The sequence below is a fragment of the Deltaproteobacteria bacterium genome (assembly GCA_016210045.1).
Lineage (GTDB): Bacteria > UBA10199 > UBA10199.
In genome coordinates, this window is record JACQUX010000017.1 from 1 (window position 1) to 20,389 (window position 20,389).

A 20,389-nucleotide genomic window follows, 5' to 3' on the forward strand; every position below is an offset into this window, starting at 1 on the left:
CAGAGGAGACGAAGGACAGGAGAAAAACGGAGTCTGCAACCAACAGCGCTCTCGTAAAACGGTGTCGTGATCTTTTTCTGCTGAAAATGTTGTGTTCGATGAGAAAAACTTATCTCTGATGTGGCTTATGCAAAGGTCTCTTGTAGTGAAGAAAAGTAGTGACTGTTTATGCGATCGTGACGAAGCGCAGCTTTCCCTAGTCATGCATGAGCCGACGCCGGCACTACGGTAATCTCCGGCATTAGTCGAATCAGTTGCTCGCTGATGCTCCCCGTGTTAGCCCCAGCCGCACTATGATCGACCTCGAAACGCTGACCTCGCTGTGTAAACGGCGCGGAATTATTTATCAGAACAGTGAGTTGTACGGCGGGATCAACGGCTTTTGGGACTATGGGCCCATGGGGTGCGAGCTGCGGCGCCGGATTAAAGACACGTGGTGGGACTTTATGGTGTCGCAGCGCGAGGAGGTCGTCGGGCTCGACACGACGATCGTCGCGCATCCGCAGACCTGGGTCGCGTCGGGCCATGTGAAGAGTTTCGCCGATCCGATGGTCGATTGTAAGAAATGCAAGCGCCGCTTTCGCACCGACGAACTGGCCGGCGCGGCGCGGTGTCCCGAATGCCAAGGCGAATTGACCGAAGCCCGCCAATTTAACTTGATGTTTTCTACGCATGTCGGCGCTACGCAAGACGACGCCTCGCTTGCGTATCTGCGTCCGGAGACGTGCCAATCGATCTTTACGCAATTTAAGAACGTCCAGAGCACATGTCGAATGCAAGTCCCGTTCGGGATCGCGCAGATCGGCAAGGCGTTTCGCAATGAGATCACGCCGCGCTATTTTATTTTCCGCTCCCGCGAATTCGAACAAATGGAAATGGAATTTTTCTGTCACCCCAGCGAATCGGCCCAGTGGTTCGAATTTTGGGTGGCGGAGCGCCGGCGCTGGTTTGAAGGGATCGGGATTCGCGCGGCCAGTCTGCGACTGCGGCCGCATGATAAAGACGAGCTGGCGCATTACGCCAGCGGCTGCACGGACGTGGAATTCGAGATGCCGTTCGGTTGGTCGGAATTGGAAGGCATTGCGGATCGCGGTCAATACGACTTGGGCCAACACGCCACGCACTCCGGCAAGGAGCTCGATTACTTCGATCAAGCGCGCAACGAAAAATACCTGCCCGCCGTCGTCGAGACGTCGGTCGGCGTCGACCGCACGCTGTTGGCCGTGTTAGTCGACGCGTATCGGAGCGAGGAAGTGCGCGGTGAGGCGCGCGTGACGCTGGCCCTCCATCCGCGGATTGCCCCGACCCAAGTGGCCGTATTGCCGCTCTCCGGGAAACTCGCCGAACCTGCGCAACGGCTGACGCGCGACTTGCGCCAACACCTCCGTACCGCATACGACGCGGCCGGGAGCATCGGACGGCGCTATCGGCGACAAGACGAAATCGGCACGCCGTTTTGTGTCACCTACGATTTCCAGTCCGCAGAGGACCTGGCCGTCACGGTCCGCGACCGCGATTCGATGCAGCAGGACCGGATTGCGATCGACCAACTCATGACCTATCTCATACCGCGCTTTACCAGTTCGTGGTGAAGAGGCCCTTCAAACTGGAGGGATTATGACGAAATACGTCTACGGGTTCGGCGGCGGCTCGGCGGAAGGGCATGGCAAGACGAAGGCGTTGTTGGGCGGGAAGGGGCTGGGCCTGGCCGCGATGTCGCAGTTAGGACTTCCCGTTCCACCGGGATTTACGATTACGACCGACGTCGGACGTTATTACTTGGGGCACGAATCGAGTTATCCTCCCGAATTGTCCGCACAGATCGATGCGGCGTTACGGCAGGTCGAACAGATCGTCGGCCGCCGCTTCGGCGACGCCTCGGCCCCGTTGTTGGTCTCCGTGCGTTCCGGCGCCGCAGTCAGTATGCCGGGGATGATGGACACGATCTTGAATCTCGGTCTGAACGGCTCGACCGTCGCGGGGTTGATCCATCTGACCGACAATCCACGCTTCGGCTACGACAGTTATCGGCGCTTTATCCAAATGTATGGCGAAGTCGTCTGCCATGTGCCTGCGGATCGTTTCAATAAAATCCTGGATCGCGCCAAGGCGAAGCGCGGGTCGCAACTCGACACGGATCTGAATGCCGGCGATCTGCAAGCGATCATCAGCGACTACTTGACTGCATTCCGCGCCCATACCGGTCTCGATTTTCCGACCGATCCGATGGAACAACTGTGGGGCGCGATCAGCGCAGTGTTTTCATCCTGGAACACGCCCCGCGCCCGCGAATATCGGCGTATTCATGGCCTCCCCGACGATGCCGGCACCGCGTGCAATATCCAAGCGATGGTCTACGGCAATCTCGGCGAGACTTCCGGGACCGGCGTTGCGTTCACGCGCAACCCGGTCACCGGCGAGCGCGTCTTGTACGGCGAATATCTCTCCAACGCCCAAGGGGAAGATATCGTCGCCGGTATCCGCACGCCGTTGCCGATCAACGACGCCAGTCGCTCCGACGGGGCCAAGGATCAACAGGCCGCGCAGACGCTCGAAGTGCGGCAACCCGAGTGTTATCAACAATTCGTCACGATGGCGGACACGTTGGAGCGGCACTTTCGCGAGATGCAGGACCTCGAGTTCACGATCGAGAGCGGGCGCCTCTGGCTGCTGCAAGCGCGCAGCGGGAAACGCTCGGCGATGGCTACGTTGCGGATCGCCACGGAAATGGTCGCTGAACGCATGATTTCTCAAGAAGAAGCAGTGCGCCGCGTGGAGCCGCCGGTCCTGGAGCGGCTGCTCCACCCGACGATCGACCCGCAGGCCGTGAAAGGCCGTGCGGCGCTAGCGACCGGATTGCCTGCTTCGCCGGGCGGCGCCGTCGGGCAGATCGTGTTGACGGCGGACGACGCTGTCGAATGGCATCAGCGCGGTCGGACAGTCATACTCGTGCGACAGGAAACGTCCGCCGATGACATCCACGGGATGCACGTTGCGCAAGGCCTGCTGACCGCGCGTGGTGGACTCACGTCGCACGCTGCCGTCGTGGCGCGCGGGATGGGGAAGGCGTGCGTCGCCGGGTGTACCGGCGTCTCGATTGACGAAGACCACAAATGCGTCGTGTTTCCGAACGGCACCCGACTCAAAGAAGGCGAATGGGTCTCGCTTGATGGAAGCACCGGCGAAGTCTACGCGGGACAACTCCCGGTGACCCGTCCGCCGGTCGGCGAACATCTCACGGCGTTGTTGGGCATGGCCGATCAATTCCGCCGCCTCGAAGTGCGCGCAAATGCGGAGACGCGCAAAGACGCGGAGACGGCGATCAAATTCGGCGCGCAAGGGATCGGGCTGGCGCGCACCGAACATATGTTCTTCGCGCCGGAGCGCATTCCGATCGTCCGCGAGATGATCATGGCGAAGGATCGCGCGGCCCGGGAACACGCGTTGAATAAGCTCCTCCCGTTCCAACGCGACGACTTCAAAGAATTGCTCGCCGTGATGGCCGGACGTCCGATCACCATCCGACTGCTGGATCCACCGCTGCATGAATTTCTTCCCACTGCGCCCGAGGAATGCGCCGAGCTCGCGCGTCACCTCAAGGTGACCCGCGCCGAGTTGCGGGCCACGATCGAGCGCTTGGCCGAAGCCAATCCAATGTTGGGGCACCGTGGTTGTCGGCTCGGGATCACCTACCCCGAAATCTATGCGATGCAAGTCCGCGCGTTGCTCGAAGCCGCCGTCGCCTATGACCGCGCCAGTGGCGTCACGAGTCGGCTGGAAATTGAAATTCCATTAGTCGCCGAAGCGGAAGAATTGCGCCGGCTGCGCGCCGTGGTCGACGACGTCGCTGCGGCCGTCCGCCAAGAAACGGGCGGCACGGTGGATTACTTGGTCGGCGCGATGTTGGAATTGCCGCGCGCGTGTCTCACGGCGGATCTGTTGGCCCCACACGCCGATTTCTTTTCGTTCGGCACCAACGACCTTACGCAGACCACGTTCGGCATTTCACGTGACGACGCGGGTCGTTTTCTCCCAACCTATCAAGAACAGAATGTCTTGGCGTCTGATCCGTTCGTCTCCATCGATCCGCACGGCGTCGGCCAATTGATGCGGATTGCGGTGGAACGCGCCCGCTCGGTCAAGCCGCAGATGCCGATCGGGATTTGTGGCGAGCACGGCGGAGACCCGACCTCCATCGCCCTCTGTCAGGAGCTGGGGCTTGACTCTGTCAGCTGTTCCCCCTATCGAGTCCCGATCGCCCGATTGGCTGCGGCGCAAGCGGCGTTGAAGAGTGGCGGATAGGAAAATTGCAAATATCAAAATGCAAAATGCAAAATGCAAAATATTCGGTCAGACGATGGCGCTGTCGCTGTCTGTCTTAGTGAGCGCCTGTGGCGGGCAGTCGCTGTTCACGGCCATTAGCACTGAACTCTCCAATCCGCTGACCGTGACGGTGAACGCGGCCGCGCAGCGCGCATATGTCGTCAACGCCAACGATACGGGGTTGTACACCAGTGGCTCGCTCCATATCCTCGACCTCAGCACGATCACGACCCCGACGCGTGTCGCCAGTCAGCCAATCGATAGCTTAGGCGGCCAAATCGTCCTCGACACGACCAATAATCGCGTCGTGATTCCCAACCGCTTGAGCGAAGGCGATACCGACACCGCGGACCATGTCGTCGAAGTGAACATCAGTGAAGGGGGCGCCACGTTCCTCAGTGTGGCCAGCGCCGACGCCAACGGCAATCCGTTCGGCGCGATCCGCGAACCGACCACGAATCGGCTGTTGGTCCCGAGTCGCGAAGGGACGCTCGAAGTCTTCGACCTCGGCGCGGTGCCGCTCTCCCGCGTCGCGCAAGTCGACTTGCTGCGAACCCTCTCCGACGGCAGCGACCTCGCCATTGCGGACGCTGTCGAGATCCTGCTCACCACCGCCAACACGCAGGCTGTGGTTACTCGTGCCAGCGGCGGGCTGTTCGTGCTCAACGTTAGCGAACTGACGACCAGCGGCGTGAATCCGGTCGATTACTTCATTAGCGATCTCGAAAGCCCGCGCGGCCTCGCGACCGACGGGACGTTTGTCTATGTCGTCGATACGCTCGATAACGACGGCACGACGGAGAATTATCTGCGTATCCTCAATCTCAGCGGTCTCGCCGTCGACGCGAGCAATACGACCACGACAGTGCAAACCATCAGTGCGAATAGTCTCCAAGCGGCCGCATTGACTGTAGGCACCGATCCGCAACAAGTCGTCGTCAGTGTCGGTCTGGCGCGCGCGTATGTCACCAACATGGGGGCCAACACCGTCAGCGTCTTCGATACCGCCGCGCGGACCAAAGTGGCCGACATCAGCGTCGGCGAATCCCCGTTCGGGATGGCGCTGTATCAACAAGTCGCCGGCGGCGCCGATACCCATTTGCTGGTCTGTAACCGCCAAGCCAACACCGTCTCGATCATCGATCTTGCCACGAATGCCGTGATTGCGACGTACCAATAAATGGCGCGGAGCCACCATGGCCAATCGGTTGGACGAGTTGTTTGCCGCAGAGGGATCGGCATCCGTGTTTGCGCGCGGTTACAGCCGCTATCTGAGTGAACTCCTGCAAGCCCTCGATGGTTCCGCCGTCGCGGCCGTGGCCGAATGTTTACTGCAGGCGCGTTCGCACGGACGCACGGTCTTTTTTGCCGGCAACGGCGGGAGCGCTGCGACCGCCTCCCATTTCGCGCAAGACCTGGCCGCCGTTGGTCAGAAGGCCGGCGTTGCCGGGTTCCGCAGCCTGAGCTTGACCGACCACACGGCCCGGCTAACGGCAGTCGCCAACGACTCCGGTTACGCCCACATTTTTACTGCGCAAATGGACGGCCTCTTCCAGGCCGGAGATGTGTTGGTTGCAATCTCCGCCAGCGGCGAGAGTCCCAATGTAGTGGCCGCCGTGCAGTGGGCCAAGGCCCGGCAAGGGGTCACGATCGGTTTCGTTGGCTTTACCGGCGGCACGTTGGCGCAGTGCTGCGATCACGTCCTTCACGTCCGCACTGCCCCCGGCGAATACGGCCCCGTCGAAGATGTGCATTTGGCCGTAGAACACATGATTACTGGCTATTTGGCACTTCGATTACGGCAGGAGAAAGAGGCAGTGTAGCGGACGCAATCATTGTCTTGCACTGGGCGGATGGTTATGTGTCCAAGCGAATGCCGCCTCGATGTATCGCATGACCGCCAGGGTTTCTTCATCGCGACTGAGGCGCGGGAGACCCAGGCGTGTCGCGACCTGTTCGAATACGGTGAGCGGTGGCGTTAGGAAGGCCTCGGCCGGGATGCCGAGACTGGCGCGCTGTCGTGCTGCGGCGTCGGCATCAAATGTCAGCGAGATCTCCGTTTCATCGGCGATGATACCGGCGCGGCGTGCTGCTTCGAGACAGTCCGCGTGCAAGTCAAACGGGATCAGGACCGTGCCCATGCGCGTATTGCCGAAGAGTGTGCCGGGATTGCGTTCATCGAGAATGCGGTCCAGTGACAATTGAGGCGAGCTAAAGAAGTACACCTGCTCTGGCGGGACTCGCATGCTGTCGATGGCGGCGATGTCACCGCGTGTAGCACGAATGCCGCCAGCCTCCATATATTGCACAACGCCCCCGCCATGCAGATTGTAGTGCCATCCGATCTGGCGTGGTCCGATTCGCGCCAGGATTTCTCCCCCGACCTGCTGCAGATACTGCCGGCGTGCGGGCTGTCCGCGCCACTGACGAAATACTGCAAGCTCTGCACTGACCGCCGGTGCGATTTCTGCCCATCCGTTCCACGCCTGAAACTGCGCGAGGTATTGCAACCGCTGTTGCCGTGCCTTCGCAGCACACGCTGACTGCGCGTTGCTGGCCGATTGGTCCCAGTCGCTACGTGATGCGGCTGGTTCTTCCAACACAGTGACAGTCGCGATCTGTCGATAGTGGATGACAGCGTCGCGCAATGTCGTGCCGGTTGGCGTGGCGACGGTGCACCCGTCCCAACCGACGAGCACCAAATAGCCCTCGACGCTTGACGTGCCGCCCCACCATTGGCGCCTCTCCACCTCGACTCGTGCGCCGAGCGGCAGGTCGCTCAGATAGGGCGAGCCCTGTGCCTGGTTGAACAAACGCCGTTGCGCCGGGCTCAACGTGCCTCTTAGTGGCGTGGTTTGGTCGGGTCGGGATGGGGATCGGGGGGCAGTCTGCTGTTTGTTGGGGTTCCACGCCGACCTGGTTGGCCGGTCCTGCGTTCCCTGTCTACGTGTCAATCTCGGTAGCCACGTCATGTCGTTTCGCTGCCGTCACTCCTCAAGGATATTATCGGTTGCGCTGCGAAAATGTTGCTCCCAGCATTTGCCCGAGCTGGGAGTGATGTCAATCTTCAATAGAGGGTGGTCATTAGAATGTTCCTCAGTTATGCGCTGCCCATCACGTGCCACGGAAATTTTTCACGGCGCGCTCAAGTGCCGACGCAGAGGTGGTGGCCGAAGTGGGCGTCCGGGCATGGGTTTGGCTCATTGCGTCAAAATGCTTGTCATGAATCACGCATTGCGTTATAAGCGTCGCCATGTTTTGTTGCTGTGCTTATCTGTCGTATTCCGTAGATACTCGTATTACGCGTTTAAACCCGATTTTTAGTCCAATTTCATAGCCACCACCCTAAGGAGGTTCCATGCCCCGACCCAGAGCCCTGTCCCGCGCCAAAGTCCCCCAGTCGATGACGCTACGCGTTAATCCTGAAGGAGTACGACGACTACGTTCCGGACCGGAGCCGCAGTGGCGTGCACCGTTCGGGGCGTCTCGATTTGCGGCCGCGGCAACGCGGGACCGCGTGACGTGGGATGGCACGCGGCCGAGTCTTTGGCAGCGCGCGGGGGATCCGAATCAGTGTTCAGTGAATCTGCCGTGTCCGACACCGGAGGGGATGCGTGATATTCCAGTCGATGTGCGAGCGCCGGGCGTGCGGCTGCAAGGGCTGGGCGCTGATCCGACGCTGCGGGAGGCGATTCAGAAGATTGCCCCCGCCACGGTCTTTGTGCGGGCATTTACCGGGCAGGCACTGCAGGGGTGGTCCGGATCGGGCGTGGTCTTGCGACCGGAACAAATTGATCCAGCGTTAGCGCAACAACTCCCGCCGGATGCGTATCTGATCCTGACTAATCACCATGTGGCGAATGGCGCGAAGGCACTGACGGTCACGCTCTCCGACGGGACGGAACTCGTCGCACGTCCGCTCCCGAGTGCGGCGAATCAGCGTGGCGTGATGGACGAAGTCACCGACGCGGCGTTGTTAGTCGTGCGGTCGCCGCGCGCGCTGGCGACGGCGACGCTCGGCAATCCGCAGGCATTGGAGCAGGGCGAGGCGGTCGCGACGGCGGGCCATCCGAAGGGATTGCCGCGTCTCTCGGTGACGACCGGCGTCGTGAGTCAACCGCGCCAGATCGTCGGCGGGATCAAGCCGTTCCCCGTCATTCAATTCGACGCGGCGATCAACGGGGGGAACAGTGGGGGTCCCCTCGTGAATATGCGCGGCGAAGTGGTCGGGCTGAATACCTTCACGTTGGTTGGCAGCGACGACATGAGTTTCGCGATTCCGGTCGATACGCAACTTGCGGCGTTGCGGCGGATCTACCAAACCGGAGCGTATACGCGGAGTCGGATCGGCGTCGAATTGGCGCCGTTTCCGCTCTACGCCCGCGAGTCGCGCGGATTTCCGGCAGATCATGGCGCGGAAGTGACAAGCGTGGATGCCAAAGTGCTCGGCGCGGACCTCTTTAAAGTGGGCGATGTCGTGACCGATTTGACCACGATGGGCGGCGAACGGTTTTCCGTCCGGATGAATGGGCGCTATGACGGCGCGGAGATCGACGCGTGGGTGCAGGCGCAGCCGCCGTGGTTGCCGGTCTTCGCGACGGTGTATCGTCCGACGGTCGACGGCGGAAAAACCAGATGGGAGAAAAAGCAGCTCGTGCTGTTCCCGCAAGCCGTGCCGCTACCGGAAGAACCGAAAGTGGCGGCGGATGTGCCCGTCGCGAACAGCCGTGCCTGGTGGCGAGGAGTAGATACGCTACTGGCAGCTTGAGCGTGTAATTACGCGATCAGCGTGCGGACCGCTTGGACAATGGCATTGGCGTCGATGCCGTGGGCGGCCATTAGTTCCGCCGGCGTGCCGGATCGTGGGATGGCGTGGACGCCCAGCCGCTTGAGACGAACCAAGCCGGCGTGATCGCCATCCGAGAGGGCCTCGGCCACGGCATCGCCCAAACCTCCCCAAATGGTGTGGTCTTCGACTGAGAGGACGCGGCCGGTGGCCACGGCCGCAGCGCGCAACGTGAGCGCGTCGATCGGTTTGATCGAATAGGCGTCGATGACGCGGACCGCGATGCCTGCGGCGCCGAGTTGGTCGGCCGCTTTCAACGCCTCGTGGACCGTGACACCCACGGCAACGATCGTGCACCGATCTTTCGGGGTTTGGCGCAATATCTTTGCCCCGCCGATCGGGAAGGCCTCGTCCGGGGCATACAGGACCGGGGTCTTCGGACGCGCGGTGCGCAGATAACAGACGCCCGGTCGTTCCAACAAGCCGGCCAGCAAGTGTTCTGTCGCGACGGCGTCGGCTGGACAGACCACGGTGCTGGCGACGAGCGCGCGCATCATTGCGATATCTTCGATCGCCATTTGCGACGGTCCGTCTTCACCGATCGAGACCCCGGCATGACTGCCGCAGAGGATCAAATGGGCCGGTCGGCTGATCACGGCCATGCGCAGGAAGTCGTAGGCGCGACTGAGAAAACACGCGAACGTAGAGACGCACGGGGTCCAGCCGGTGGCGGCGAGTCCCAGCGCGGCGCCCACCATGTTTTGTTCCGCGATGAAACATTCCACGAAGCGGCGCGCATCCGTTTGCAGCATTTTTTCCGCAAAGGTCGAATTTTTGGTGTCGGCGTCGAGCGCGATGAGTCGAGGATAGGCCTGCGCCAATTTTGCTAATGCGGTACCGTAGGCCTCGCGCGTGGCGACCAGTTGGCCGCGTTCGTAGCGCGGCGTGTCGAGCGTGCCGATGCAGCGCGCTGGAGTGGCCGGTCCGCCGAGGCGTTGCGGCGCGACGATGAGGCGGCCGTCGATCGGGCCGAGTGCTTGGATGGCAGCCTCGAGTCGGTCGACAGGGAGCGGTTTGCCGTGCCAGTTGTCTTGATCCGCAATGCCGGCCAGGCCTTGTCCCTTGAATGTCCGTGCGATGATGGCCGTCGGGACGTCGCCCCGCGTACGGGCTTCGGCCAATGCGTGTTGCAGCGCCGTGATGTCGTGTCCGTCTACGGTGATAGTGTGCCAACCGAAGGCTGCAAAGCGGCGCGCCAGGCCCTCTGCATCGTGACCGAAATAACTGGGCCCGCTTTGCGCCAGCCGATTCAAGTCGACAATGGCGCACAAATTGGCCAATCGATAATGCCCGGCGAATTGCGCGGCCTCCCAGACCGCACCTTCCGCGCATTCTCCATCGCCCAATAACACGAAGACCTCGCCCGGTTCATCGGCGCGTTGTTTGCCGATCGCCATGCCGCAGCCGGCGGAGAGGCCTTGGCCGAGCGATCCGGTGGCGATGCGCACCCACGGATGATTTGGCGTTGGGTGTCCTTCCAAGCGGCTGGTTAATTTTCGTAGGGTGAGCAAATCGTCCGACAACGCGCCGGCCTCGAACAGTGCTGCCCAGAGGATCGGCGCGGCGTGCCCTTTCGAGAGGATGAAATGATCGACATCGTTCGCCTCCGGACGTGCCGGATCGAAGCGCAGATGTTGGAAGAAGAGGATCGACATAATTTCCGCCGCCGAGAGGCACGTGGTCGGGTGTCCCGAGCCGGCCGTTGTGGTCATGCGCAGGACATGCGCGCGGAGTTTGTTCGCCATCTGTCGGAGTTGGTCGGTCGTTGGTGTGGTCATATGACCGCTCCGCCTAGCGGAATCGGCGACGGCTGGCAAGCGTCCAAAAACCCCGATGACAGCGCGGAGATCGCGTGTTACACGCGCGGCATGGGATCCCTTCTGGATGAGGCCCGCGTGCAATTGGCGGGTCGTCGGTATGGGCAGGCCGTCGCGACACTCGCACTACAACTCGCTCAACAGCCCGCTGACTTGGAGGCGCTCACATTGTTGACTGCGGTCTATTTCGATACGCAGCGTTTGGATGAGGCCGCCGCAACCGTGACGCGGCTTGACACCTGTGCCGTGGCGGCGGTGGTGCAACATCCAAACGATGAAGCGGCAGGGCGGGCCGTGTATCTGGCGGCGTGTCTGCGCGGGCGCATCGCCGAACAACAAGGCGATCTGGACGCCGCGACGCGAGGCTTTGCGCTGGCGATGGCGATTCGCTCGCAAGAGTCGATGCCGGGGACCGCTTTCATGCGTGTGGCGACGGCGGCCGGACAGCTGGCGCACTATCGGCAACCGGCAGATGTGGCATTTGTCACTGGGCCGTTGTTTGGAGATCCTCCGTTTGACAGCGAGACGCCGCAAATACGCGCGCTCGGCGGGAGCGAGTCCGTGTTGGTTGGCGCGGCGCGCGCGATGGCGCGGGCTGGCTTACGGGTGACAGTTTATTGCCCGTGCGCGCGGCCGGGGATTTATGATGGCGTGCAATACCGTTCGAATCACGACTTTGCCGCCTGCATGTGCGTGGCGACGCCGTCAGTCGTGATTGCTTCGCGCTACGACGCCTATCTCGATCCGCCGCTGACCGCGTGTCGAAAAATTCTTTGGGTGCACGATGTCGCGGAGGTGCCATTCTATGGACGCTTCGATCCTGCACGCAGCGCCTGCGATTACATCGTCTGTTTAAGTGAATATCACGCGACGGCATGGCGCGCGCGCGTGAGCCGGTTTGCGGATCGGGTCGTATTAATTCCGAATGGGATCGATCCAGCGCATTTCGTTCCATGGTCAGGGCCGCGACGGCGACAGCTGATATATGCCAGCCGTCCGTCCCGTGGATTGGCGGTCTGTCTGCGGAGCTTCGCGGCGTTGCGGCGGCGCGATCCGTCGCTCGAGCTCGTGGTGTGCGGCTATGTGCCGCGCGCGGAGACCACGGATCTGCGCGCCGATCCGGAATGTGCGAGTTTCGCCCCGCTGCTGGAGATGCCTGGAGTGCGGGTGGCCGGGGGATTGACCAAGGCGGCCTTCGCGGCGGAGTTGCAACAATCGCAGCTGATGTTGTACCCGAATACGTCGCCGTGGGAGACTTCGTGCATTGCCGTCATGGAAGCGATGGCCTGCGGATGTCCCGTGGTCACGAGCGATCGCGGAGCGATCCCGGAAACATTGGGCGGCGACGCCGGCGGAGTTGTCGTGCCCTATACGAGTGACGAAGCGGAATTGTCTGCACAGTTGGAGGCCGCCGCGTGGCAGTTGCTTTCCGACGAGCATGCCTGGCGGCTGCGGAGCGAGCGCGCGGCGACCTTTGCAGCAGCGCGGTATCTGTGGCCGGTAGTGGCGCAGCAGTGGCTCCAGTTACTCGAACCGTATTTGTCGGTGCCCACTCATCATGCATAAATCCTTGCACGGCATGCGTTGCGTAGTGACGGCGGGCCCGACGGTGGAACGGCTGGATCCGGTCCGGTTCCTCTCGAATCGTTCGTCGGGGGCTCTCGGTTATGCGTGCGCACGCGCCGCGCGCTCCTGCGGTGCCGTTGTGACGCTGATCAGCGGACCGACCGCGTTGGCGGCGCCGCGCGGCGTGGCCGTCGTCGCGGTCGAATCGGCGTTGGCGATGCGCGCCGCGTGTCGCCATTATGTACGCACGGCGGATCTGATCATCATGGCCGCGGCCGTCGCCGATTATCGACCGGTGCGCATGGCGCGGCAGAAATTGAAACGGCGGACGGCGCGGCTCACCGTGGACTGCGTCGCGAATCCCGATATCTTGGCGGAACTGTGTCGTCGTCGTCGGCCGGGGCAATGGATTGTCGGATTCGCGCTGGAATCGACGCGGCTCCTTGCGCAGGCGCGGCGGAAGCTGCAGGCCAAGGGATGCGATCTGCTGGTTGCGAATACGGTGGCGGCGATCGGCGCGGCGCAACAACAGGCGTGGTTGTTGTGGCGGGACGGACGGGAACAACGCGTTGGTCCGTGTACAAAGGCCGCGTTGGCGCGGTTGATCATACAAGCAGTTGTGCAATCACGTCGTTCACTATAAGGACGATTCGAAGGGGGATTGACTATGACGACTGTGCGACGTGCCGGCATCCTGACCGGAGGCGGCGATTGTCCGGGACTGAATGCCGTAATTCGGGCTGTGACCAAGACGCTGATTTTCGAACAAGGCCTGGAGGTGATGGGGATCGCCGATGGATTCGTCGGATTAATTGAAAATCGGATTCGTTTACTCACACCGGATGCGGTGAGCAACATTTTGACGCGCGGCGGGACGGTGCTCGGGACGAGCAATAAGGCCACGCCACGCCATTACCCGGCCGGGAAAGACGATGCGGGCAATACCATTTTTCAAGACGTCACGGATCGCGTGCTGCAACATATCGCGGAGCATCGGATCGAGGTGTTGGTGATCGTCGGTGGTGACGGCACCATGTCGAGCGCCGTCCATTTGATTCGGCACGGCGTGCATTTGATCGGCGTCCCGAAGACGATCGACAACGACTTAATGCACACTGAAATCACATTCGGTTTCCAAACGGCGGTGGAAACGGCCACCGAGGCGATCGATCGTTTACACACCACGGCCGCGAGTCACCATCGTGTGATGCTAGTGGAAACGATGGGTCGCAACGCCGGCTGGCTGGCGTTAAACGCCGGGATCGCGGGCGGCGCGGACGTGATCCTGATCCCAGAAATTCCATATCGCCTCGATGTGATCGCGGCGTTTTGTCAGCAGCGCGTGGCGCAGGGGAAATCGTCGACCATTATCGTCGTCTCGGAAGGCGCACGGCCCGCGGGCGGATCGCAAACCGTCGACCAAATCGTCTCGGATAGTTTCGAGCAAATCCGTTTAGGCGGTGTCAGTCGCATGTTGGCGCGACAAATCGGCCATGCCACCGGAATCGAAGTGCGCGACACGATATTGGGCCATGTGCAGCGTGGCGGGACGCCGTGCGCGTTCGACCGCGTATTGGCGACGAAGCTCGGCCATGCGGCGACGCAGTTGATTGCGGCCGCGCGTTGGGATCGGATGGTGGCGGTGCAACAAGGCAAAATTACCGATGTCGCGATCGAAGATGTCGCCGACCAAGAGCGACAAGTGCCGTTGGATTGTCAGGAGATCCAGGCGGCGCGCGGCGTCGGCACCTGCTTTGGCGATTATCCCTCGGCCGTGGTCTGACGAAACACATCCGCCGCGGCGATGGCTTGGTCCACTAAATGTGTCTCGCGCGGATGCGCGCTCCAGAAGTCGATTAATCCTTGTGCCGCTGCGTCATCCGCATTCACGGTTATCTGCACGGCTATCGTTTCCCCTTCGGCCCCGTCGTGGACGCGGCGGAAGATTGCGACGTGCACCGATCGGCCGTGTGCGAGCACGTCGCCCGAATAGACGCGACAGTCGCCGGTGAGGTCGTGTGTCTCTGCGTGAAAGCGCCGTCCCCGCACCGCAACCAGACCCGCTTTCAGTCCATTCCACGCCTCTAAAATGGCCTGATCGGCCAACACGGCAAGGTCGCGGTTCGGATAGCGCCGCTTCTGATCGGCGCGTTGGCAGACGTATCCATCCGTGGGGGTCGCACGAACGTACGTATTGACGGGTGGGGCAGTGGTGATTTTGGTGTCCATACGGCGATGCTCAGTACGGTAGCCCTACTTTCGTCGGGGAGTCGCTGTCAACGGGGAATGCGGGGGAATGCGGGGGTGGGCGAAGGCAGCGTGTTCTTACGAATACAGCAATGCGGCGCGGCGGACATCCAGGAACGCGGGCGGTGTTGGGCCGGCGGCGCGCTTTAACAGCAACCATGGGGTTTCGCGGTTGATCCCTTGGCGCACGGTGTCATGACCGGTCAATAGGTCTATCGCCGGGCGATCGATGACGAACTCATACGGTCCGGCGTCGAGGCCGGTATGCGGCGGATTGCCGTGCGGCGTGCGCCAACCGAATTCTCGCGGGTTCTCCGTGGCGACATGCAACGTGGAGAGCGTCCAGAGCAATGCGAGTCCGAATTCGTACGCGCGGAATGCGTCACGATCGGTCACGTGGAGTCGCACGCCGCCACACTGCTGGCCGGCGAATTTGCGACTCGTCGGCGTAAATTGGACTGGCGTGTAGTCAATGCCTGCCAGGCGGAGGTGCCGCAACTTGTTGGCCAGAATTTCCCCGTCGATCCACGGGGCGCCGCAGAGTTCAAACGGTGTTTCGGTGCCGCGCCCCTCAGAAATATTGGTCCCCTCCAATAGGCACATGCCGGGATAGAGGAGCGCGGCGGCGACGGAGCGCATATTCGGCGACGGATGTCGCCACGACAGGCCGGTGCTCTCCCAATACGACGCGCGGTCCCAGTCGCGCAGCGGAAGGATCGTCACGGCAGCGCCCAGATGGTACGCTTTATTGAAGTGCATCGCCAATTCGCCGATCGTCATCCCGTGGCGCACCGGGAGCGGATAGTGGCCGACGAACGAGTCGAATCCCGGTTGTACCAGCGGGCCTTCGACCGAGACGCCGTTGATCGGGTTGGGGCGATCGCAGACGACGACCGGAATCTGCGCGGCGGCGCAGGCCTCCAGGCAAAACGCCATCGTGTAAATATATGTGTAATATCGAGTGCCGATATCTTGGAGGTCGATGACGAGGAGGTCGAGCCCGTGCAGCATCGCGGCAGTCGGGCGCAGCGACGCTGGAGAGTCCCCATACAAACTGTAGATCGGCACGCCGGTCGTCTGGTCTGCGTGCGTGCTGACGTGTTCCATGTCCTGTGCCGTCGTCGTGATCCCATGTTCCGGGCCGAACAACGCGGCTAATTGGCCGGGCTGCCGATCGGTGAAATATGTCGTGATGTGTCGCCCGCGGCTGTCGACACTGGCGGCATGGCACACCACGCCGACGCGCGTTTCCGCCGCGTAGTGTGCCAAGCCATCCGTTAACTGGTCGATGCCGAGTTGCATTTGCAATGCACTTCTGCCAAAAGCCTCGCCGATGTCAACCATGAGACTTGCATGTACGCCATTGTTTTTGCGCTCGTAACGTTGTCTTGGGGTGGTTCGTATTTGGCGATTCGTTACGTCGTGGAGGCGATGCCGCCGCTGTTTGGCGCGGTGTTGCGCGTGGCGATCACGCTGGTCTGTATGATCGTTTGGCTCCGGTTGCAGGAGCGACGCCAGCCGACGCATGGGCGAGCGCGGCGCTATTGTATAGTGACCGGCATCTTCTCGATGGGCGTCTCGTGGGGCCTGCTGTTTTGGGGAGAGCGGCACGTCGCGCCGGCGGTGACGGCGATCCTGATTGCGACCACGTCGATCTTCACGACACTGTTCCTTCCGTTGATCGATCGCCGGCGGCCGATCAGTCGGTGGCAGTGGTATGGCGTGCCGATCGGATTTATCGGTGTGGCGTTGGTGTTCATCCCGCATGTTGTGGCGGGAGAGCGCGGGACCTTCTGGGGACTGGTCGCCGTGGTGTGCGCGGCCGTTTGTTATGGGATCGCCACCGCGATGCAACAACCGCTCAGTCGCCGCGTCTCCGCCCCGCGGGCCTTGTTGTGGCAGTGTTGGGGCGCGCTGGCCTGTTTAGTTCCCGTCTCTTGGTGGACTGAAGCGTGGCCGTCGTGGGAGGCGTTCGTCGGTATGGAGCGCGGGATCTGGGCGTTGCTCTATCTCGCCATTTGCTCCACCGTGTTGGCCTTTCAAGGATGGTTCTATCTGATCCGCGTCAAAGGGAGCGTGGCAGCGAGCACGTCGGTCTATTGTGTCCCGCTCGTCTCGGTCCTGCTCGATGCGTGGGTGTTGCGGCAATTTCCCCACTGGTCGGTGCTGGCGGGGGCGGCATTGATCTTTTCCAGTGTCGCGCTGACCCAGCGGGGACGGGGAGGGGAAATGCAAAAATCAAAATGCAAAGTGCAAAGTGCAAAATGGGCGGATCTGCCAGTGCGGGCGATAGGAGGGGAGTGATCATGTTGCAGACCATTACGACAACGGATGCCCCGACTGCAATCGGGCCGTATGCCCAAGCGGTGCGGGTCGGCGAGTGGCTCTATTGTTCCGGACAGATCGCGATCGATCCCGCGACGGGGGCGCTGCAGGCGGAGGCCGATGTCGGGGCGCAAACGACACTGGTGCTGCGGAATTTATCGGCCGTGTTGCATGCGGCCAGTGGCTCGCTCCATTCCGTCGTGAAAACGACGGTCTTCCTCCGGGACTTGAATGAATTCTCGGCCATGAACACGGCCTATGCCGCAGCGTTCGGCGACCATCGCCCGGCGCGGGCCTGTGTAGAAGTCGCCCGCTTGCCGCGCGACGTCCGTGTCGAAATCGATGCCGTCGCGTGGCTTGGTGCTGTCTCGCACTTATAGAATCAACGAACAGCCGCCGCTGGATTGCACTGGCGCCGCAACAATCCCGGGCTGGAGGAAATCAGGAATCCCGTCGCTGTTGCTGTCCGTGGTGGCCTCTTCGAGATCGAGTGTTCCGTCGCCGTCGCTGTCGATGTCGAGCCGATTCGACACGCCGTCGAAGTCGAGGTCGCCTTCTCCTTCGACGCTGTCGCCGACGCTATCGCCGTCGTCGTCTTCATCGCACGGATCCCCGCGGGTGTCTTGATCGTTATCGACTTGGTCGGCGTTGTAGACCGTCGGACAGTTGTCGTTTGTGTCGGGGAGTCCGTCGGCGTCGCGATCCAGGCCTTCTTCCGAATCGCAGGCGTCGCCGGCATTGTCTTTATCGGCATCGACTTGATCGGCATTCTGCGCGTTCGGACAATTGTCTTTCGCGTTCAACACGCCGTCGTTGTCGATGTCTTCGTCGCAGGCGTCGCCGATCGCGTCTTGATCGCCATCTTCCTGCGCCGCGTTCGGAATGAAGTCGCAATTGTCGTTGGTGTCTTCAACGGTGTCGCCGTCGTGATCGGTCACGACCGGTGGCAGCACGACCGGTGGTGTGGGCGTGTTGTCCAGCGGATCGCAGACGTCGCCGAGTCCGTCGCCGTCGAGGTTGGCTTGATCCGCATTGGCGGCCAGCACGCAATTATCCGCGATGTTATAAACTGTGTCGCCGTCCGCATCGGCATCGCAGACGTCGCCTTTGTTGTCCGCGTCGGTGTCGACTTGATCGGCAAACGCGACGTTGATGCAGTTGTCGCAAACGTCGCCGACCGTGTCATCATCGCCGTCGCCCTGGTCCGGATTGGTCACACTCGGGCAGTTGTCGGCGCTATTTTGAATGGCATCGCTGTCCGGATCGACGACGGCATAGAATCCGTCTTGTTGTTCCGGGATGAACGTCGCGGCGAACGCCGAAGTGTTATTATTCACGTCGATCGCCAGCAGGGTGTACAGCAACTTCGGGTCATTCGTGGCGAGCGGAAGGTCGAGCGTGAACGCGCCGGTGTCATCCGTTGTGGCAGTGCCGAGGAATTGTTCGCCTTGAGCGACGGCGCCGTCTTGATCGGCACGATACACTTCCACGCGTCCAGCCACCGGCCCCGTGCCGCTCAGTTGCCACGTCTGTTCATCGATCAACAAGTGTGCGCCGGTCACGATCGGGGCCGCGAGGCCGCTGTTGGCGTTGTTGGCCAACACGATGGCCTTCGTGTTGTTGGAAAACGCATTTTCCGAGATCAGATTTTGGGTGCTCAACGAGAGGTACACCGCGTTCTTGCAACCGTCAAAATTGACGTGGGAGACTTGCGTATTCTTCACGGATCCGCCGCTGACAAAAACACAAGTATTCGGCGTCCCGGCGATCGAGAAGTTTTTCAACTGCACGTTCGAATTGCTGATCCGAAACAGCACGGCCGTGGTGCCTTGAATGGTCACGTCTTGGGCCCCGCCGTCGATGACGACATCCGTTTTCGGTTTGAGTTCACTGTTTAGCGTGAGCGTTTGTCCCGAGACGCTATCGGCGAACGTGACCGGCGAGCATCCGCTGTTGACCAATTCGACCAACTTCGCCGCGCTCGAAACCGATTCGGCGCAAGCCGCCGGGGCGGCCTGAACCGCAGGTGAGATCGTCAGACCGACGGCCACAAGGCCGCACCACGTAAAGATCGATTTCTTCATAAGGGTACCTCCGGGCATTCCATGATGGCCGTCGGAAAGTCGGCGGGCCAATAATACGCAACGCCGGCCAGTGGGTCGGCGATTTCTATGACGAGGGGATAGGTCGTTCCCGGTTGATCCGAGCTGCTGCCCAATGGCCAATCATGATGGGCGATGGCGACTAAGGCCTGCCCATTGACGTTCGCATGCCACGTCGCTTCGTCGAAGTCTTCCTTGGTCCCCGGTTCGTACTGGAAGACGAGCACGGGGCCTGCAAACCATGGTGCGACCGGTTGGGCCGAATTGGTCACCGGATATGCCGCGAATTGGAAGGCCATTGGCGTGATGCCCGGCGCATCAAATAGTGCCGGTTGGAAGAGTAACGGCAATCCGAGTGGCGAGATTATGGCTGAATCGATGTACAGGCACCCTGCGAGATTGGCGTCGGTCGCTTCCGCAAAGATCGGGTTATCGACCGGCGTGCCGAACGGAATTCCATTCGGGACCACCGGCGGGCCGATCGTGTCTGGCGTGTCCGCGGTGTCGTCCACGTCGGTTGTCTCTTGGGCGCGCGGCGCATCGCTTTCCGGTCCGCTGTCTGTCGTCTCGGGGCTGATATCGGGATTCGTCTCCCCGGCGTCCGGTGCCGTGTCGATCGTTGCATCATCGGCCGTCGGCGCATCATCCTCCGATGCGTCCGTTGCGTCCACGCCCGCGGTGTCTTCAAAGGAAAATCCGTCCGGCTGGCTATCCGATGGGTGGACCTTGACGCTCGGGCCGGGGGCTTCGTCATCGTCGCCGCAACTGATCAAGAGCAACAAGGTCGAGAGGCAGAGTAGCGCGGTCTTCCATGACTGTCCCGCGAATCGTGTGCCGATACCGCCGCTGCCGCCATGGCCTCCGGAATCCAGAGGGCTGTGCGAGTCATCGCCGTCATGGCGGCCGTTATCGCCAGATCCGTCGGGGCCGCCATTGCCAAAGCGCAGCCACGCTGCCTGCCAAGGAGCTACGCCGGCGTGCGGTTCAGTAAAACGTGTTGATGGATTGAAAATTCGACTGACGCGCTGCGCAGTATCAACCGCGCGTGGACCGGCGCGGCCTGTGGTGCGGGACGGCGCCGAGCGAGCGGCTGCCCACGGCGACGCCCCTCTGCGTCCAACATTCCGGCATGTAAACGCCATACCGCATCATCCCTTCTTCCC

The 20,389-nt window shown here is 61.7% G+C and carries 16 protein-coding genes; 10 read left to right on the plus strand and 6 right to left on the minus strand.

Annotated elements, in window-relative coordinates; genetic code table 11:
• Window positions 1-293: 293 nt before the first annotated feature.
• The 4 genes from HY696_04760 to HY696_04775 are packed head-to-tail and all read left to right on the plus strand — an operon-like array spanning window position 294 to window position 6,146.
• Window positions 294-1,592, plus strand: a complete 1,299-nt coding sequence (locus HY696_04760) for a glycine--tRNA ligase (GenBank protein ID MBI4237713.1) — start codon at window positions 294-296, stop codon at window positions 1,590-1,592.
• Between the two features lie 25 nt (window positions 1,593-1,617).
• A complete protein-coding gene (locus HY696_04765) occupies window positions 1,618-4,302 on the plus strand; it encodes a pyruvate, phosphate dikinase (protein ID MBI4237714.1) in 2,685 nt (894 codons plus the stop codon).
• 19 nt (window positions 4,303-4,321) lie between these two features.
• Entirely contained in the window at window positions 4,322-5,503 is a 1,182-nt protein-coding gene (locus HY696_04770; GenBank protein MBI4237715.1) for a hypothetical protein, read from the plus strand.
• 16 nt (window positions 5,504-5,519) lie between these two features.
• The gene (locus HY696_04775; GenBank protein ID MBI4237716.1) at window positions 5,520-6,146 is read left to right on the plus strand and encodes an SIS domain-containing protein; all 627 of its coding nucleotides are present in this window, start codon (window positions 5,520-5,522) and stop codon (window positions 6,144-6,146) included.
• 9 nt (window positions 6,147-6,155) lie between these two features.
• On the opposite strand, the gene HY696_04780 is transcribed toward HY696_04775, so the two are convergent.
• Window positions 6,156-7,157: a hypothetical protein gene (locus tag HY696_04780; protein MBI4237717.1), complete on the minus strand. Its 1,002-nt coding sequence runs from the start codon at window positions 7,155-7,157 to the stop codon at window positions 6,156-6,158.
• A 524-nt stretch (window positions 7,158-7,681) separates the two neighbouring features.
• Here HY696_04780 and HY696_04785 point away from each other — a divergent pair.
• Window positions 7,682-9,091, plus strand: coding sequence for a trypsin-like peptidase domain-containing protein (locus tag HY696_04785; GenBank protein ID MBI4237718.1), 1,410 nt, complete (start codon window positions 7,682-7,684; stop codon window positions 9,089-9,091).
• A gap of 8 nt (window positions 9,092-9,099) precedes the next feature.
• Here the strand turns inward: HY696_04785 and HY696_04790 are convergent, their stop codons facing one another.
• A complete protein-coding gene (locus tag HY696_04790) occupies window positions 9,100-10,947 on the minus strand; it encodes a transketolase (protein ID MBI4237719.1) in 1,848 nt (615 codons plus the stop codon).
• Here HY696_04790 and HY696_04795 point away from each other — a divergent pair, their 5' ends adjacent.
• From HY696_04795 to HY696_04805, 3 genes are read left to right on the plus strand one after another with little or no spacing between them, the layout of a single operon-like run.
• Window positions 10,948-12,552, plus strand: coding sequence for a glycosyltransferase family 4 protein (locus tag HY696_04795; GenBank protein MBI4237720.1), 1,605 nt, complete (start codon window positions 10,948-10,950; stop codon window positions 12,550-12,552).
• Window positions 12,545-13,195: a phosphopantothenoylcysteine decarboxylase gene (locus tag HY696_04800; GenBank protein ID MBI4237721.1), complete on the plus strand. Its 651-nt coding sequence runs from the start codon at window positions 12,545-12,547 to the stop codon at window positions 13,193-13,195. Before HY696_04795 ends, HY696_04800 begins: the two co-directional genes overlap by 8 nt.
• Window positions 13,196-13,219: 24 nt before the next feature.
• Window positions 13,220-14,335 carry a 6-phosphofructokinase gene (locus HY696_04805; protein MBI4237722.1) on the plus strand — a complete coding sequence of 372 codons (1,116 nt, stop codon included), beginning with the start codon at window positions 13,220-13,222 and terminating at the stop codon, window positions 14,333-14,335.
• Here the strand turns inward: HY696_04805 and HY696_04810 are convergent.
• The gene (locus HY696_04810; GenBank protein ID MBI4237723.1) at window positions 14,314-14,781 is read right to left on the minus strand and encodes a hypothetical protein; all 468 of its coding nucleotides are present in this window, start codon (window positions 14,779-14,781) and stop codon (window positions 14,314-14,316) included. The genes HY696_04805 and HY696_04810 overlap by 22 nt on opposite strands.
• Window positions 14,782-14,877: 96 nt before the next feature.
• Window positions 14,878-16,101, minus strand: coding sequence for a DUF1343 domain-containing protein (locus HY696_04815; protein MBI4237724.1), 1,224 nt, complete (start codon window positions 16,099-16,101; stop codon window positions 14,878-14,880).
• Between the two features lie 51 nt (window positions 16,102-16,152).
• Between HY696_04815 and HY696_04820 the strand changes: the two genes are divergently transcribed.
• Entirely contained in the window at window positions 16,153-17,103 is a 951-nt protein-coding gene (locus HY696_04820) for a DMT family transporter (protein MBI4237725.1), read from the plus strand.
• Window positions 17,104-17,105: 2 nt separating this feature from the next.
• A complete protein-coding gene (locus tag HY696_04825; protein MBI4237726.1) occupies window positions 17,106-17,504 on the plus strand; it encodes a RidA family protein in 399 nt (132 codons plus the stop codon).
• On the opposite strand, the gene HY696_04830 is transcribed toward HY696_04825, so the two are convergent.
• Complete coding sequence (locus HY696_04830) at window positions 17,499-19,208, minus strand: thrombospondin type 3 repeat-containing protein (GenBank protein ID MBI4237727.1); 1,710 nt, start codon at window positions 19,206-19,208, stop codon at window positions 17,499-17,501. The two genes, HY696_04825 and HY696_04830, sit on opposite strands and share 6 nt — an antisense overlap.
• The gene (locus HY696_04835) at window positions 19,205-20,368 is read right to left on the minus strand and encodes a hypothetical protein (GenBank protein MBI4237728.1); all 1,164 of its coding nucleotides are present in this window, start codon (window positions 20,366-20,368) and stop codon (window positions 19,205-19,207) included. Before HY696_04835 ends, HY696_04830 begins: the two co-directional genes overlap by 4 nt.
• Window positions 20,369-20,389: the final 21 nt, after the last annotated feature.

Bases quoted from the DNA above. Each gene is read 5' to 3' on its own strand.
- HY696_04830 (MBI4237727.1), bottom strand. From the start codon at position 19,208: ATGAAGAAATCGATCTTTACGTGGTGCGGCCTTGTGGCCGTCGGTCTG.
- HY696_04775 (MBI4237716.1), top strand. From the start codon at position 5,520: ATGGCCAATCGGTTGGACGAGTTGTTTGCCGCAGAGGGATCGGCATCC.
- HY696_04760 (MBI4237713.1), top strand. From the start codon at position 294: ATGATCGACCTCGAAACGCTGACCTCGCTGTGTAAACGGCGCGGAATT.
- HY696_04820 (MBI4237725.1), top strand. From the start codon at position 16,153: ATGTACGCCATTGTTTTTGCGCTCGTAACGTTGTCTTGGGGTGGTTCG.
- HY696_04810 (MBI4237723.1), bottom strand. From the start codon at position 14,781: ATGGACACCAAAATCACCACTGCCCCACCCGTCAATACGTACGTTCGT.
- HY696_04790 (MBI4237719.1), bottom strand. From the start codon at position 10,947: ATGACCACACCAACGACCGACCAACTCCGACAGATGGCGAACAAACTC.
- HY696_04835 (MBI4237728.1), bottom strand. From the start codon at position 20,368: ATGGCGTTTACATGCCGGAATGTTGGACGCAGAGGGGCGTCGCCGTGG.
- HY696_04825 (MBI4237726.1), top strand. From the start codon at position 17,106: ATGTTGCAGACCATTACGACAACGGATGCCCCGACTGCAATCGGGCCG.
- HY696_04765 (MBI4237714.1), top strand. From the start codon at position 1,618: ATGACGAAATACGTCTACGGGTTCGGCGGCGGCTCGGCGGAAGGGCAT.
- HY696_04770 (MBI4237715.1), top strand. From the start codon at position 4,322: ATGCAAAATGCAAAATGCAAAATATTCGGTCAGACGATGGCGCTGTCG.
- HY696_04805 (MBI4237722.1), top strand. From the start codon at position 13,220: ATGACGACTGTGCGACGTGCCGGCATCCTGACCGGAGGCGGCGATTGT.
- HY696_04785 (MBI4237718.1), top strand. From the start codon at position 7,682: ATGCCCCGACCCAGAGCCCTGTCCCGCGCCAAAGTCCCCCAGTCGATG.
- HY696_04800 (MBI4237721.1), top strand. From the start codon at position 12,545: ATGCATAAATCCTTGCACGGCATGCGTTGCGTAGTGACGGCGGGCCCG.
- HY696_04795 (MBI4237720.1), top strand. From the start codon at position 10,948: ATGACCGCTCCGCCTAGCGGAATCGGCGACGGCTGGCAAGCGTCCAAA.
- HY696_04815 (MBI4237724.1), bottom strand. From the start codon at position 16,101: ATGCAACTCGGCATCGACCAGTTAACGGATGGCTTGGCACACTACGCG.